Raw genomic sequence first — 14,723 nt, 5'->3', positions numbered from 1 at the left:
ATCATGAGTCGCGATTCTTCCCGCAAGCTTCCCTTTGTCATTCTGGCCCTGCTGTTACTGGCGGCTGTCGGCCTGGCCATCCGCTGGTGGACCTATGGACGCTTTCATGAAAGTACGGACAACGCCTACCTGCGCGCCGATGTCAGCTACCTGACGCCGCGTGTGGGCGGGGAGGTGCAGCAGTTGCTGGTGAAGAACAACCAGGCGGTGAAGGCCGGCGACCTGCTGCTGAAGATGGATGATGCGGATTATGCGGCCAAGGTGGCCCAGGCCAAGGCGCAGGTGGCGGTTCGCGAAGCGGCGTTGCGGACCAATGGTCAGGAGGATTCTTCGTGGCAGGCCCAGGTGGCCGAAGCCGAAGCCGCGCTGCAGGCAGCGAGGGCGGAAGAAAACCGGCTGTTTCTGGAAATGCAGCGCGCCAAGGCGCTGGTGCAGGACGGCGTGGCGACCAAGCAACGGCTGGATAACGCCGCCGCCGCCTGGCAGTCCGCCGCCGCCCAAAGCCGTCGCGCCGAGTCCGGCATTGCCGCCGCGCGCGCCCGTCAGGGCGGTGTGGGCACCGGCCGCGAACAGCTGATAGCGGAGCTGGATGCCGCCAAGGCCACCCTGAAGCTGGCGGAGATTGATCTGGCCGCCACGGAAATCCGCGCCCCGATCAGCGGCGTGGTGGGCGACCAGGCGGCGCGGCTGGGCAGCCGGGTCACCGCAGGCAGCCGCCTGATGGCGATTGTGCCGCTGGAGTCGGTGTTTGTAGAGGCCAACTTCAAGGAGACTCAGTTGGCTCAGATGAATGTGGGGCAGAAGGCCGAGATCAAACTGGATGCCTATCCCGATCTGAAACTGACCGGCGTCATCCAGAGCCTGTCTCCGGCTTCCGGCGCGGAATTCGCCTTGTTGCCGCCGGACAACGCCACCGGCAATTTCAACAAGATTGTGCAGCGTGTGCCGGTGAAGATCGTGCTGGACGGCGTCAATGCCGAAGGCCGGTTGCGGCCCGGCATGTCGGTCGAAGTGACCGTGGAAACGCGATGAGTCCCGTCGCAGCGGCTGGTGCGCCGCCGACACCCGAACAGCGGGCGGCCATGCGCCGCGCCTGGATCGGTTTTTTTGCGCTGGTGTTCGGCAACTTCATGGCCATTCTGGACATCCAGATTGTCGCCAGTTCGCTGAACGAATTGCAGGCGGGCATGAGCGCCAGTGCTGCCGAAATCGCCTGGGTGCAGACCAGCTACCTGATTGCCGAAGTGATCGCCATTCCGCTGTCCGGCTATCTGTCGCGCATGATGTCCACACGCCTCTATTTTGTGATCAGCGCCGTGGGTTTCGCCTTTGCCAGCCTGATGTGCGCCATGGCCTGGAGCCTGCCGTCGCTGCTGGTGTTCCGCACCATCCAGGGCTTTCTGGGTGGCGGCATGATCCCGACAACCATGGCCGCGCTGTTCATGCTGTTTCCCCCGGAAAAGCGCATGGGCCCCATCGTGCTGGTCAGCATGGCCTCGACACTGGCCCCGGCGGTGGGACCGTCGCTGGGCGGCTTCCTGACCAATACCTTTTCCTGGCACTGGATGTTTCTGGTCAACCTGCCGCCTGCGCTGCTGATTTCCAGCGTGGTGTGGAGTTATCTCGACCGGATCGACAAGCCGGAGTGGAAGCTGTGGCACATCATCGACTGGCCGGGCCTGTTCAGCATGGCGCTGTTTCTGGGCTGTCTGGAATTTGCGCTGGATGAGGGGCCGCGTCACGACTGGTTTGCCGAGCGTTCAGTACTGTTGGCCGTCATGGTGGGTGTGCTGAGCGGGATATTCTTTTTCTGGCGGAGTTTCACCAGCTTGAACCCGATTGTGAACCTGCGGGTATTTGCCGACCGTAACTTCGCGGTCGGCTCGGTGATTTCCTTTGTGGTCGGTGTCAGCCTTTATGGCATGGTGTACCTGGTTCCGCTGTTTTTGGGGCAGGTGCGGCATTTCAACAGCCTGCAGATTGGCGAGACCATGATGGTGATGGGCGTGGCGATGTTCATCACCGCGCCGTTGATCGGCATGCTGTCGGCGAAAATGGATACGCGTCTGCTGGTGGGCATGGGGCTGGTGACGGCGGCGTTCGGTGTCTGGCTGAATTCACACATGACCTCGCTGGCCGGTCCGGAAGACCTGTTCTGGCCGCAGATTTTTCGCGGGGTGGGGCTGATGTGCGCCATGATCGTGATGTCGCAACTGGCGCTGAGCACCTTGCCGCTGACCGAGATGAAGAATGGCAGCGCGCTGTTCAACCTGACCCGGAATGTGGGCGGGGCCATTGGGCTGGCCTGTATCAATACCATCATGGAGTGGCGCTATGCCTTCCACTGGCAGCATCTGGCGGCGCTGACCGACCCGGCGCGCATGCCGGTGCAGGAAATGCTGGCCGCGAGCGCCGCCCTGCCGGGGGTGTCGGGCGACTCCGGGGGGCAGGTGGCCATTGCCATGCTGCAACAGCGGGTTAGCCTGCAGGCGACGACCCTGGCCTTCAATGATATTACGATGCTGTTGTCGGGCCTGATCCTGAGCGTGCTGTTGTTGTTGCCGTTGATTCAGAAGGTGCAGGCACCGGCGGCTGCGGGGGGAGGGCATTGAACTGTTATCAGGTTCACGGCCGCTCCTCCGGGCAAGGCCTAGAAATAGCGCCGCCACCCCACAGACAAACCATGCCAGTCCAGACTGGCCTCAGCCCGGTACCTGGCCTCCACCCGCAAACCGTCATTTCGCCCCAAATTCCATTGATAGCCGCCTTCCACCGAGGTCTGGAAATTCGAGCTGTCGTTGAACCACAAACTCTCCACATGGCCCAGCCACTGACTGCGGGCGCCCTGTAAACGACAGCCCAGCCGAGGCCCGGCACCGACGCGCCAGCCATTATCCAACGCCCGCCCGCCTTCCAGCTCCGCTTGCAACACCCCGTAGCACAAGGCATGAGCCGACGGTTTGACGGAAAGCCCCATGCCCCCCTCAAAATAGCCCACGCCATGGGACTCGGTGGTGCTGAACCCCCCTTGTTTATCCACCGCTGTCTGGCGGAAGCCCAGCCCCAGATTCCAGGATTTGGGTTTCAGGAAGTCGTTGCGCGTTGCCAGCGAGTCGATATGCACCAGGCTGAAGTGCTGAACGGCCAGTTGCTCTTCACGCAGCAGGTAACGTAACTGCACCCGCAGGAAGTCGATGGCGGCTCCCTGCCGGTAACCGCCTTCGGGGTCCAGCAGATCGTGATACGCCAAGCGATAATCCAAAGACAGGAAGCCCTGATCCTGCTCATAACCACCGCCTGCCTGCCATTCCGAGGTCAAATGGCTGTTGGCGGGGTCCACGGCCGGGCGTTCCGGAGCACGGCGGCTGTCCGGTTCGGCGAAGGTGCTGCGGCGGATCAGCAATTGGCGCAGATGAACCGGCGCAATCGCGGCATCGGCCTTGTGCGCCAGATAACGGTAGTAAAGCCAGTCATAACCCATTTCCACCGCGCGGGCCTGCTCGGCGGACGAAAGCCCGTCCAGTGACGCTTGCGGATGGTCGGCCAGCCGCATGGCCGCCTGATTCACGGCGGCTGGATTTTGCCCGGCATGGGCTTCCAGCAGGGTGCCGCTGGCGGGTCGGTAGATGACCTGCTTCAGCATGCCCTGTTCGGCGAGGACACGGCGCAGGGTGTCAGTGGGCGCGGCATAGACCGGGAAGTCGCGGCGCATTGCCAGCCCCGGCCGAGCGGCTTCCACCAGGCCCAGCAACTGATACGAGCAATTGCTGGAGAAAAAGTAATAGGGAAACATCACCCCTTTCAGTTCCCAAAGATGCTGCATCAGCCGCTGCACTTCTTCCGGCTTCAGGTTCAGCTGATATTCCCAAAGGTCGCGATTCTCGAAGTCATTGTATTCCTTGACCTTCTGGTAATAGGGCAGAATCGAGAATGCCCCGGGATAGCCGCCGGTGACGCCCTTCCAGGCAAAGTCGAGGCTGTTGGCGTTGTCTGTTTGCGCGGCATAGTTAATGGCGTAGGCCAGCAACCGGGTTTCCTCGGTCTGGTCGGGCGCGTCAATGCGCAGAAGGGTATGGCCAAACATGGAGGAGGGATTGTTGAGGTAATCCGCTGCAAAAATCAGGGTCGCGGACTGAGGATTAACGCCCTTCATCCAGGTGTCCAGCGCATTGCAGGCGACCGGGGACAAGTCCTTGTCCTGGATAGGCAGGCGCTGGCGCAGCCAGGCGGAGCGGGCGGGGAAGCGGCAGGCAAACGCCTGATCACCCAGCCCGGCGGAATCGGTATAGAGCGCGTGGATGTTGGCGCGCAACTCGGCTTCGGGATTTCCCCGGCCTTCAGGATGCTGGAAGAAAGAAGGTAAACGTACCAGGCTGCTGCGCCGGGAGTGGCTCAGCTCTTCATAGCGCAGCAGGACACGCCAATAGGCGTCATCAAACAGCCGGGATGCAGAGGCCTTCTCAAGGACTTCTTCCAGAGGGTCGGCCTTGATGGACGGGGAACTCAGAAGACACAGCACGCAAAGGATGCCCGGCAGCAGGGCGGAAAATCGGGAGGACATGGGCAGGCAATTCCGGAGCCGCAAACAAAAACCCCCCGCCGTAGCGAGGGGCAGGAACCACGGCCGAAATCAGGCGGCGGTGTAGGCAGCCAGCACGGCGTCCTTGGCCATCACGCCTTGCAGTGCGGACAGGACTTGACCGGCGGACTGGTTTTCCGGAGCGAAGATGGCGCCGAAGTTGGACTTGGCGGCCTGGAAGAAGGCGGCCTTGTGCTCAGCCTTTACACCCATCAGGTCAGCCAGCACATTCAGGGATTCGCCATGACCGACCGACATGTCGCGGGCCAGACGTTCGCTGTTGGTGCCCATGAACATGCTCAGCTTGGCGCGGGAGGAGATGACGCCGTCAGACTGGCAACCCAAGGTGCCGGTGGTGATGCCGAACAGCTGGTTGGCGGAAGTGCCGTTGGTGGTCACCGCCAGGATCTTGGGGAGAACACCGGATTGGCCGGCCCACAGCATGGTGCCCAGACCGCAACCGGTGTCCTGGTCGGCCATGGCCATTGAAGAAAAACCGGCCAGCATGGCGATCGCTACAAATTTTTTCATGAAGAATCCCTCGTTGTCATTTTAGTGTAGTCAGTCCTTCTCTTCGGACGACCTGACCGAGATTACTGGTTTTGGTTCAGGCTGCCAAGAGGTTTGCACCATGTTTGTGCGGGTGCGGTCAGCTAAGTGTGAATGGCTGCAAAGTGTTGCAGAACAACGAAGTTTGATGACTAGCCGATAGCCTTTGAACCATCAGCGGCAGTTAATTGCAGCCAGCCGGAGAGGAACAATCATCCGCCTCCGTAAAACCACGAGCTCCCCGCATTGAAGACCAGGTTTTCAAGGTACTGGGGCAGGTTCAGCCCAGTCTTTGCCTGAAATTCCTGCGCCCGTTGCCAGACCGTCTCGAAGGGCGGCAACTCCTCATCCCGGAAACACAGCACCACCTCATTGCCGGTGTCGCAGCCCGAACGCACCAGTCGCCGGTTGAACAGTCGGCCCAGACGGCCGGTATAGAGGCGAAAGGCCGGGTCGGTCTTCCACAAATTGGCGACCAGCAGGCCGCCGGGCCGCAGCGCCTGGAAGCAATCCTCATAAAAGGACTCACTGCTCAGGGCCGGAGGCAGGCCGTCGGCGTTATAGCCGTCCAGCAACAGGATGTCGGTCGAAGCGGGTTGCTGCGGCAGGTAGTCCACAGCATCTGCGCAAATGATCCGGAAGCGGGGGCTTTCCGGGGGAATCAGGAAGGTGTCGCGCAGGGCGATGACTTCGGGGTTGATTTCGACAGTGGTGATGCGGCAGTCTGGCAGATGGTGGTGGCAGAACTTCGACAGTGAGCCGCCGCCCAGGCCGACGATCAGGATATCCGCCGGTTCGGGGTGAAACGGCAGGAAGGCGGCCATCAGCCGGGTGTATTCGAATTCCAGCCGGTTGGGAGCATCCTTGCTCATCTGGCTTTGCACGGCCTCGGCCCCGAAATGCAGGGTGACGGAGCGGCCTGTTTCCCACAGGCAGGGGACATCATGATCGGTCGGGTCGTGCATCGGCTGGCGTTACTCCGGCAGAGGAACCTTGATGGAAACCGCGCCCCGCAATTGTCCGGCCGAATAGCCGGTGGCGCGGTCGTGAGGATACCCCGTTTCCAGTTGCTTGCGTACCTCGGCAGGAATGGCTTTGCTGTCGCCGTGGCACATCAGGCACACGGGTTGCACCGGGATTGCCTTGGCATAGCGCAGGTAACGCCCGGCCGGTTCCTGGACGATGGCGCTCATGTCCAGCAATTCCGGCTTTTCCCCGGCGGCCAGGCGTTTTTCCAGTTGCAGCAGGGCGTCCTGTTCCCAGGCATCCGCCATGCCCAGCAGAGGGTTGCGCGGCTTCAGGCTGACGCGGCTGACTTTCCAGCCGGTTTCCCGGGATGCGTCTCCAGCCAGTTTGGGGGCGAGGTCCCGGCAGACGGCGATGGCGCTGACCGGGCCGTTTTTGGCGATTTCCTGCTTGAGTTCAGTGGAAAGCTTGCCCAGCAGTTGGGCGGCCGCCGCACGTTGGGCGCTGGTGTCGGCGAGTTCGGCAGCCCAGAGGGTGGCGGGCAGGAGGGCAAGCAGGGGGAGTAGGCGCATGGGTGTATTCTCCATAGGGGGGATGTGGTTAATATACCCCTACCGGTATTTTGAACAAGTGGATTTTGCAGGTTTGTGATCTCCGTCCCCTTGGAAAGGGGACCGCCGCCTAGCGGCGAGGGGGTTTCAACTGGCGCATGCTTTACATTCGTTTCCCGGCGCGTGGTTGTCCCTTTCCAGCAGCGAGCGCAGGCCACCGATGTCTATTTCACAACTTGTTATTCCAGCCAACGGCTTCTACTCTCCACAAACGTCAATCCTGCTTTTTCCCGGAATACAACCAAGGAGTTCCGCCATGATCGGTTACGTCACCCTCGGCTCCAATGATATGCCCCGCGCCGCCGCTTTTTACGATGCCTTGCTGGGCGAGATGGGAGCGAAACGCTTTATGGACTATGAAACCTTCATCGCCTGGTCGGTCAAACCCGGCCAACCGGCATTGTCGGTGTGCAAACCCTATGACAAGCAACCCGCCACCGTCGGCAACGGCGTCATGGTGGCGCTGGCGGTCGATTCCCCAGCCACCGTGGATCGGCTGTACACCAAGGCCATGTCCCTGGGGGCGACGGATGAAGGCGGTCCCGGCAATCGCGGTGGGAATTTCTATGCGGCCTATTTCCGTGATCTGGATGGGAACAAGCTGAATTTCTTCACCATGGGTTAAGGGTTTTCCACCGTCCGGGAGATTTTTTCCTCCCGGTTGTCACACATTTACGGCCTCGTTCGTCTTACCGGCATACATCCTGAAAATCCGGAGACTGCCATGCAAGACCCCAAGAAGCCTGTTGTTGTCATCCTCGGCGCCGGTTATGCCGGACTGCTGGCCTGCTCCCGCATTTTGCGTGCGCCGGGGCCGGTGCGGGTGATCGTGGTCAGCGCCAATCCCTATTTCGAGCAACGTATCCGCTTGCATGAAACGCTGGCCGGTCAAACCACGGCGCGGCTGAAACTGGCGCCGGTGCTGGCGCGGCGCGGCGCGGAATTCCGCCATGACCGGGTGCTGCGTCTGGATCCGGCGCGGCAGGAGGTTGAACTGACCGGTGGGGAAGTACTGGCCTACGACTGGCTGGTGCATGCCTTGGGCAGCCAACCCGCCTGTACCATTCCGGGCAGCCGCGAGCACGCCGTGCAGCTGGACAGCCGTGACCGGATGCAGGCCATGCACGCCAGGGTGTCCGCGCTGGCCGACCGGAAGGGCCGGGTGATAGTGCTGGGTGGCGGCCTGACTGCGCAGGAAGTGAGCAGCGAACTGGCAGAGCGTTTTCCTGGGCTGTCGGTGATGATGGTGTCCGGTCGGGAACCGGGAGCCGATTTGTCGCCGAAAGCCCGCGATGCCTTGCTGACGGCATTGGATGAACTGGGCGTCCTGCGGCAACAGGGACGGATTACAGCGATAGAACCCGGGCAGGTCCGGCTGGCTGAAGGAGCCGCGCTTCCCTTCGATCTGTGCATCGACTGCTCCGGCATGCGCGCCAGCCCGTTGGCGGCGGACAGCGGGTTGGCGGTGGATGAACATGGCCGGGTGGCAGTGGATGATTGCCTGTGTCTGCCGGGCTTCAAGAATGTGTTTGTCGCTGGTGATACGGCGCGGGTTGAAATCGCGGGGGAGCCGTTGCGCATGGCCTGTGCCACGGCCATGCCGCTGGGTGCATGCGCAGGCATGAATGTCGCGGCCCTACTGGCCGGACGTCATCCGCAAGCTTTTGATTTCGGCTATTTCGCACGGTTAGTCAGCCTGGGGCGGCGGCGGGGGGTGACCCAGTTTGTGGATCGCGCCGATAGTCCTGACGGTGCTGTCGTCTCCGGTTTTGTGGCCGCGCGCTACAAGGAATGGATTTGCCGCATGACCTTTTCAATCGTGAAGTGGGAGCTACTGACCGGCTTGCCGCTCTATTTCTGGCCAGGCAGCGGCGGGCGTTATCAGGAGCAGGTGGAATGAATATGGGCTATCCCGAGCAGTGGTTCCAGTCGCAGCGCCGTCGCTGGTTCGGGCTGGCCTATCGCGTGCTGGGCTCGGTCCAAGATGCCGAGGATGTGGTGCAGGAAGCTTGGTTGCGCTGGCAACGGGCGGAGGCGGTGACCAATCCGGATGCCTGGGTGCGGCAGACGGTGGTGAACCTGGCGCTGGACCAATTGCGCCGCCGCCGCCGCGAAGCCGGGCGCTATGTCGGCCCGTGGCTGCCGGAACCGGAGCCGGAGCGGCCGGATGAACTGACCCCGGAACCGGATGATTTCGCCGAACAGCAGCAGTCGCTCTCGCTGGGATTCCTGCACATGCTGGAACGGCTGACGCCGGTGGAGCGGGCGGTGTTTGTCCTGCGCGAGGCATTTGATACCGGATTCGAGGAAATGGCGTTGTTGCTGGGCAAGTCGGCCGTTAATTGCCGCCAGCTCTACAGCCGCGCCAAACGCAAGGTGGCCGAAGCCCCGGCACGGCATGAAGCTCCCGGCGACACCCATGCCCGCTTGCTGGGCACCTTCCTGCTGGCCTGTCAGCAGGGAGATGTCGGGCTGATGGAACAAGCGCTGTCGCGTGAGGCAATCCTGTACACGGATACCAATGGCAAGGTGAAGGGCGCCTTGCGGCCGATCTACGGCCCCGCCAAGATCATCCGCTTGATGCTGGCGCTGAACCGCAAGCAGCCGCCGGGGTTGGCCATGTCGCGGGCAACTGTCAACGGACGATTGGCAGTCGTGATGCGTGAGCAGGACCAGGTGCGGTATGTGGTCAGCGCCTGCGTCAGCGCACAGGGCATCGTTGAACTCTATTTCCAGCAGAACCCGGACAAGCTGGCAGGCTGGTGTCAGGCCGTCGGTTGATCGGCGGCCAGCAGCGTTTCCAGGCATTGTTCCCGGATGCCGTAGAACGCCTTCAGCGCCCCGATCTGCTCACGCACGGCGGCGCTGTCCTTCACGGTCCGGCGCTTGATCGCCAGGATCATCTTGTTCTTGCTGGTGTGTTCCAGCGACACGAACTCAAAGACCTGTGTGTCATAACCGCTGGCCTCCAGCAGCAGCGCCCGCAGGCCGTCGGTGACCATTTCCGCCTCCTGCCCCAGATGGATGCCGTGCTTCAGCAACGGCTGCATCACCGCCGGGCTGTGCATCTGCGGCCTTATTTCCTTGTGGCAGCACGGCGCACACAAGATCACCGAGGCCCCCAGCCGGATGCCGGTGTGGATGGCGTAGTCGGTGGCGATGTCGCAGGCATGCAGCGCAATCATGATGTCCAGTTGCGGCGTGTCGAAGCTGCGCACATCGCCGGTGAAGAAATCCAGTCCCTGTAACTGCGATCGTTCCACAGCCTGCATGCACAATTTGACCAGGGGGTCGCGCAGTTCGACCCCGGTGACATGCGCCGCGCGACCTTGCGCACGTGTCAGCCAGTCGTGCACGGCAAAGGTCAGGTAACCTTTGCCGGAGCCGAAATCCAGCACCCGCACCGGCCGGTCTGCAGGCAGCTGCGCCTGTTCGAAAGCATGGCTGAAGATTTCCAGGAACTTGTTGATCTGCTTCCATTTCCGCGACATCGCCGGTATCAGCCGCTGCTCGGCATCGGTGACGCCCAGATCGGTGAGAAAGGGGCGGTCGAGGTCAAGCAAACGGTGCTTCTCGTGGTTGTGCGCCTTGTCGGCCGCCGCCGCGCGGACCTGCCCGTGGTGTTGCAGCGAGGGCTTGCCCTTCTTGCTGAATTGCAACTGGGTTTCACCATCGCGGGCCAGCAGGTTGGCATTCTGGAAGTCGGTACCCAGCTTTTGGCCAATCAGCGCGATGCCCTCTGCCACCGGATGATTCTTGGTGATCTCGCGGGTCTGGTACTGGTAGACAAAGCTCAGGTAATCCTCAGCACGCAGGGTGACCGGACGCACCGTCAGCCGCACCAGCTCCTTCTCGCCGCCCTGATATTTGCTCAGCACCAGCTTCGACAGGGTGTTGGCATCCAGGCTTTGGCTCAGTCGGTTGAGGAATTCGGAGAGGTGATCGGTCATGGTGGCTTGGCCTGAAGTGAGGGGGCGAATTTAACAGACGGGAGGATGCCGCAGAAAGCAAAAGGGCGACTTTCGCCGCCCTCTGCTGAGACTCACAAACCGGAAGCTTAGTTTTGGTTGGCGATGGCTTCCGCCACGGTCAGCGCTGTCATGTTGACGATGCGTCGTGTGGTGGCCGACGAGGTGAGGATGTGCACAGGCTTGTTGGCGCCCAGCAGGATCGGACCAATCGTGACACCGTTGCCGTTCGACGTCTTCAACAGGTTGAAGGCGATGTTGGCGGCATCCAGTGTCGGCATGATCAGCAGGTTGGCGTTACCCTTCAGGCGCGAGTTGGGGAACGTCGCGGTGCGGACACTTTCATCCAGCGCCGCATCACCATGCATTTCACCGTCCACTTCCAGTTCCGGCGCGTTGGCGCTGAGGATGGCGTAGGCGTCGCGCATTTTCTGGGCGCTGGCGGTGTTGCTGGTGCCAAAGCTGGAGTGCGACAGCAACGCCACCTTTGGCGTCATGCCAAAGCGACGGATTTCCTCGGCGGCCAGCAGCGTCATTTCGGCAATCTGCTGCGCGGTCGGATCCGGATTCACGTAGGTGTCTGCGATGAAGATAGTGCGGTCATCCAGGATCAGCGCATTCATGGCATAGAAGTTCTGCGCCTTGCGACCCAGACCCACCACCTCGGACACATAGTCCAAATGCAGCTGGTAATGGCCGAAGGTGCCGCAGATCATGCCGTCGGCTTCACCGAAGTGCATCAGCAGCGCGCCGATCAGCGTGGTGCGGCGGCGCACTTCGCGCTTGGCCAGTTCGACACCAATACCGCGACGCTCCATCAAACGATGGTAATAGGTCCAGTATTCCTTGTAGCGCGGATCGTTGTCCTGATTCACCAGCACAAAGTCGATGCCGGGACGGATGCGCAGGCCCAGACGCTGGATCTTGCTTTCAATCACCGGTACGCGGCCGATCAGGATCGGCTTGGCCAGACCTTCGTCCACCACGATTTGCACGGCACGCAGCACGCGGTCGTCCTCACCTTCGCAGAAGATGATGCGCTTCGGCTGCGACTTGGCCTGGGCAAACACCGGCTTCATGATGAAGGCGGAGTTATAGACGTATTCGGACAGCTTCTGGCGATAGGCATCCAGATCGGCGATGGGGCGGGTGGCGACACCCGATTCCATGGCGGCCTTGGCCACGGCGGGCGCAATTTCCATGATCAGGCGCGGGTCCAGCGCCTTGGGAATGATGTATTCCGGGCCGAACGGCGTCACTTCGCCGAAAGCGGTGGATTCGGTCTGTTCCACATGCGCCATTCGGGCGATGGAGTGCACGCAGGCAATCTTCATCGCTTCGTTGACGTTGGTGGCGCCCACATCCAGCGCCCCGCGGAAGATGTAGGGGAAGCACAGGGCGTTGTTGACCTGGTTCGGGTAGTCGGAGCGACCGGTGGCGATAATGGCGTCATCGCGCACGGCCTTCACTTCTTCCGGCATGATTTCCGGCGTCGGGTTCGACAAGCCGAAGATGATCGGCTTGGCGGCCATGGTCTTCACCATGTCGCGGCTGACGATACCGGCGGTGGACAGCCCGAGGAACATGTCCGCGCCGACCATGATGTCCGCCAGCGTGCGGGCATCTGTTTCCTGCGCGTATTTCGCCTTGCTCTCGTCCATGGCGCGGCCGTGATGCAGCACGCCCTTGGAGTCGGCAACGTAGATGTTTTCCTTGCGCGCGCCCAGGGCGCAGATCAGGTCGAGACAGGTGATCGCGGCCGCACCGGCGCCGGAGCAGACGATCTTGATGTCGGCGATGTCTTTCTGAACGATCTTCAGCGCGTTAAGCAGGCCGGCGCCGACAATGATGGAGGTGCCGTGCTGGTCGTCATGGAAAACGGGAATCTTCATCCGCTCGCGCAGCTTGCGCTCGATGTAGAAGCATTCCGGGGCCTTGATGTCTTCCAGGTTGATGCCGCCGAAGGTAGGTTCCAGGCTGGCGATGATGTCCACCAGCTTGTCCGGATCACGCTCGTCAATTTCGATGTCGAACACGTCCACACCGGCAAACTTCTTGAACAGCACGCCTTTGCCTTCCATCACCGGCTTGGAAGCCAGCGGGCCGATGTCGCCCAGGCCCAGCACGGCGGTGCCGTTGGAGATCACCGCGACCAGGTTGCCGCGCGCGGTGTAGCGCGAGACGGTGCTGGGGTCTCTTTCAATTTCCAGGCAGGGTGCAGCGACGCCGGGGGAATAGGCCAGCGCCAGGTCGCGCTGGTTGATCAGGTTCTTGCTGGGGGTGACTGCAATTTTGCCGGGCTTGGGAAATTCGTGATAGTCCAGCGCGGCTTTCTTAAACACCTCATCCATTGTCGTTCTCGCTTCGTGTCAGGCACGGTTTGTATCAAGTAGCCCGCATGGAAGGCGGGGAGGCCGGTCGTGTGGTTAATGCCGGCGGTCCCGTGTTGGCACACGGGCTACGAAAAAGGGTTGAAAACTATAGCACTCCGCGCCACGGTGTGGCATGGACATGCGCAAACAAAATCGGGTTACGGAACCGGTCCCCTTTTTAGGGGGACAGGTTGAGGGGAGACCGGGAAACGGGGAGGGTGGTTGTTTCCCGGTCGGGCCGGTTCCTTTTGGGAGACCGGCGCGACACGGTGGTCGGCCCGGGGGCCGGAAGGGTCCGGTTGGCGGAAGCCCTTGTTGCTGCTCTTGCCTCGCGTGGTATGCGCGGGCAAGGGCATGGTAACCGATGTCCGGGCGGGGGTTGAGGCCGCCTTGCGGTGCCGTCCGGGGAAGCGGGCGGCGGTGCAAGGATGGGAGATTAGCAGGTGGGGGAGGGGGTGGGCAAGGGGAGTCAACAGTTGAGTTTCTTCATAGGGGCTTGAAGAAGACTTGGCTCTGACAGTTTCAAGTCATAAATCATTCCAGTAGTTTTCAATACCGAATTTTTCATACTCGTCTGGAATGTCAACATCATAATGGATGCTAAAAGTGCAGCATTCGCATTTTGCTTCATAGGCATAGTCAAAATAAGTGCCGTCATCGTCATCACAATGGGTCTCTTTATATATGATTAATGTTGGCATGCCGCAAACTGGGCATTTTATTTTTATGCGGTTTCCCTCAGTTTGTTCAAAATTGGCGACTTGTACCGCGCGTTTTTTAGTGCGCTCATTGAAAAGCTCAGAGAAAGTGAGGCCAACGGTCTTGTCTGTGTTGGCTTCGATCTCTAGAGGGTTTTCATAAGACGCCCGACCCATTTCCTTAAGTAGGGCAATCTTTTTATGATTTGGAGCAGTCAAATTGCACTCGGTAATTATTTCATGAATTGGGTCAATGCTGCAGGCCGTTTTCTTGGGGAACCAATAATTGCGAGTTGAGTTTGGATAGCAATGGTCTGTCATTGCGATTACAAATGGGAATATGTATTTTCCTATGAAAATATCAAGTGCTTTGTATCGCATGATGAATAATCCTCGGTGGGATATTCTGTTTCTAAGATCATTCAGGGCTTTTAGTGTTTCTTTGTGTTCTATAATAAAAGAGAGTTTGTCGTGGTCGATAAGGGCTTTTTTGTTGATGAGAACAATAAGATTCTCTAAGGTTTCAGAGAACTCAATAGATTTTACTGATTGCGACTCATCTGCAGTCAAACTTTCATTCTTTAGTAGTTTATAGAGAACTAAGGGTTTTTTTATGGCAACATCGCATAAAAGTGGATGGACATCTCTGAGTATTTTCTTGCAGGATAGTTCTGCAAAGTGTTGAAAGTGAAAAATGGTTTCTGTAGATGCCTCGCAAAAATCAGTCGTATGGTGATTGTCAGCAGCTTTCGTGTTGTGAAGTGCCTTGCTATTGATGATTCCAAGATAAGTTGGGTTTGCTTTGTATGTGGAAAAATAGGCTTTGATAGCAAGTCGAAGCGATATAAGTGCAAGATCTAGGCTATAAGCTTGTTTTTTTTCGAGGGTGAATGATTCTTTTTTAAGGTCTTCAATTTTCATTTCGGCTCCGTTAGTAATTGAAAGCTCTCGTAGGGCAGGTAAATGTCCGCATACAGCGC

The 14,723-nt window shown here is 60.0% G+C and carries 12 protein-coding genes; 5 read left to right on the top strand and 7 right to left on the bottom strand.

Translation table 11 applies throughout. The features are described from left to right. Positions 1-3: 3 nt before the first annotated feature. Both Q7T36_RS14830 and Q7T36_RS14825 read left to right on the top strand, forming a co-directional pair. Positions 4-1,032 (top strand): HlyD family secretion protein, encoded by a 1,029-nt coding sequence (locus tag Q7T36_RS14830; protein WP_304850273.1) that lies wholly within the window; start codon positions 4-6, stop codon positions 1,030-1,032. After that, entirely contained in the window at positions 1,029-2,612 is a 1,584-nt protein-coding gene (locus Q7T36_RS14825; RefSeq protein WP_304850271.1) for a DHA2 family efflux MFS transporter permease subunit, read from the top strand. Before Q7T36_RS14830 ends, Q7T36_RS14825 begins: the two co-directional genes overlap by 4 nt. Positions 2,613-2,650: 38 nt before the next feature. Here Q7T36_RS14825 and Q7T36_RS14820 read toward each other — a convergent pair whose 3' ends face one another. The 4 genes from Q7T36_RS14820 to Q7T36_RS14805 all read right to left on the bottom strand — a co-directional run bounded on the left by Q7T36_RS14820 (position 2,651) and on the right by Q7T36_RS14805 (position 6,666). Further along, positions 2,651-4,561: a DUF4105 domain-containing protein gene (locus Q7T36_RS14820; RefSeq protein WP_304850268.1), complete on the bottom strand. Its 1,911-nt coding sequence runs from the start codon at positions 4,559-4,561 to the stop codon at positions 2,651-2,653. A gap of 69 nt (positions 4,562-4,630) precedes the next feature. Further along, positions 4,631-5,110 (bottom strand): DUF3015 family protein, encoded by a 480-nt coding sequence (locus Q7T36_RS14815; RefSeq protein WP_304850265.1) that lies wholly within the window; start codon positions 5,108-5,110, stop codon positions 4,631-4,633. 230 nt (positions 5,111-5,340) lie between these two features. Beyond that, positions 5,341-6,093, bottom strand: a complete 753-nt coding sequence (locus Q7T36_RS14810) for a methyltransferase domain-containing protein (RefSeq protein ID WP_304850262.1) — start codon at positions 6,091-6,093, stop codon at positions 5,341-5,343. 9 nt (positions 6,094-6,102) lie between these two features. Then, positions 6,103-6,666: a DUF3365 domain-containing protein gene (locus Q7T36_RS14805; RefSeq protein ID WP_304850259.1), complete on the bottom strand. Its 564-nt coding sequence runs from the start codon at positions 6,664-6,666 to the stop codon at positions 6,103-6,105. A gap of 295 nt (positions 6,667-6,961) precedes the next feature. Here Q7T36_RS14805 and Q7T36_RS14800 point away from each other — a divergent pair, with 295 nt between their 5' ends. From Q7T36_RS14800 to sigJ, 3 genes are all read left to right on the top strand, one after another. Further along, a complete protein-coding gene (locus tag Q7T36_RS14800; protein ID WP_304850256.1) occupies positions 6,962-7,330 on the top strand; it encodes a VOC family protein in 369 nt (122 codons plus the stop codon). A 99-nt stretch (positions 7,331-7,429) separates the two neighbouring features. After that, positions 7,430-8,605 (top strand): NAD(P)/FAD-dependent oxidoreductase, encoded by a 1,176-nt coding sequence (locus Q7T36_RS14795; protein ID WP_304850253.1) that lies wholly within the window; start codon positions 7,430-7,432, stop codon positions 8,603-8,605. After that, positions 8,602-9,486, top strand: a complete 885-nt coding sequence (sigJ, locus tag Q7T36_RS14790) for an RNA polymerase sigma factor SigJ (protein WP_304850252.1) — start codon at positions 8,602-8,604, stop codon at positions 9,484-9,486. The genes Q7T36_RS14795 and sigJ overlap by 4 nt, the downstream gene beginning before the upstream one ends. On the opposite strand, the gene Q7T36_RS14785 is transcribed toward sigJ, so the two are convergent. The 3 genes from Q7T36_RS14785 to Q7T36_RS14775 form a co-directional block, all read right to left on the bottom strand. Further along, positions 9,471-10,655, bottom strand: a complete 1,185-nt coding sequence (locus Q7T36_RS14785; protein ID WP_304850249.1) for an SAM-dependent methyltransferase — start codon at positions 10,653-10,655, stop codon at positions 9,471-9,473. The two genes, sigJ and Q7T36_RS14785, sit on opposite strands and share 16 nt — an antisense overlap. Positions 10,656-10,762: 107 nt before the next feature. Then, complete coding sequence (locus tag Q7T36_RS14780; protein WP_304850246.1) at positions 10,763-13,024, bottom strand: NADP-dependent malic enzyme; 2,262 nt, start codon at positions 13,022-13,024, stop codon at positions 10,763-10,765. A gap of 548 nt (positions 13,025-13,572) precedes the next feature. Beyond that, the gene (locus Q7T36_RS14775; protein ID WP_304850244.1) at positions 13,573-14,664 is read right to left on the bottom strand and encodes a hypothetical protein; all 1,092 of its coding nucleotides are present in this window, start codon (positions 14,662-14,664) and stop codon (positions 13,573-13,575) included. Between the last annotated feature and the right edge of the window lie 59 nt (positions 14,665-14,723).

Origin of the sequence: Fluviicoccus sp. (assembly GCF_030646115.1) — a bacterium.
In the GTDB taxonomy this organism is placed as follows: domain Bacteria; phylum Pseudomonadota; class Gammaproteobacteria; order Pseudomonadales; family Moraxellaceae; genus Fluviicoccus.
Note: the sequence above shows the minus strand (reverse complement) of the source record. Positions and strands in the feature narration are given on the sequence as shown.

What these genes read in the sequence shown, in the direction of transcription:
- Q7T36_RS14810 (WP_304850262.1), bottom strand. Translation starts at nt 6,093, where the DNA reads ATGCACGACCCGACCGATCATGATGTCCCCTGCCTGTGGGAAACAGGC.
- Q7T36_RS14780 (WP_304850246.1), bottom strand. Translation starts at nt 13,024, where the DNA reads ATGGATGAGGTGTTTAAGAAAGCCGCGCTGGACTATCACGAATTTCCC.
- Q7T36_RS14795 (WP_304850253.1), top strand. Translation starts at nt 7,430, where the DNA reads ATGCAAGACCCCAAGAAGCCTGTTGTTGTCATCCTCGGCGCCGGTTAT.
- Q7T36_RS14815 (WP_304850265.1), bottom strand. Translation starts at nt 5,110, where the DNA reads ATGAAAAAATTTGTAGCGATCGCCATGCTGGCCGGTTTTTCTTCAATG.
- Q7T36_RS14800 (WP_304850256.1), top strand. Translation starts at nt 6,962, where the DNA reads ATGATCGGTTACGTCACCCTCGGCTCCAATGATATGCCCCGCGCCGCC.
- Q7T36_RS14775 (WP_304850244.1), bottom strand. Translation starts at nt 14,664, where the DNA reads ATGAAAATTGAAGACCTTAAAAAAGAATCATTCACCCTCGAAAAAAAA.
- Q7T36_RS14785 (WP_304850249.1), bottom strand. Translation starts at nt 10,655, where the DNA reads ATGACCGATCACCTCTCCGAATTCCTCAACCGACTGAGCCAAAGCCTG.
- Q7T36_RS14805 (WP_304850259.1), bottom strand. Translation starts at nt 6,666, where the DNA reads ATGCGCCTACTCCCCCTGCTTGCCCTCCTGCCCGCCACCCTCTGGGCT.
- sigJ (WP_304850252.1), top strand. Translation starts at nt 8,602, where the DNA reads ATGAATATGGGCTATCCCGAGCAGTGGTTCCAGTCGCAGCGCCGTCGC.
- Q7T36_RS14825 (WP_304850271.1), top strand. Translation starts at nt 1,029, where the DNA reads ATGAGTCCCGTCGCAGCGGCTGGTGCGCCGCCGACACCCGAACAGCGG.
- Q7T36_RS14820 (WP_304850268.1), bottom strand. Translation starts at nt 4,561, where the DNA reads ATGTCCTCCCGATTTTCCGCCCTGCTGCCGGGCATCCTTTGCGTGCTG.
- Q7T36_RS14830 (WP_304850273.1), top strand. Translation starts at nt 4, where the DNA reads ATGAGTCGCGATTCTTCCCGCAAGCTTCCCTTTGTCATTCTGGCCCTG.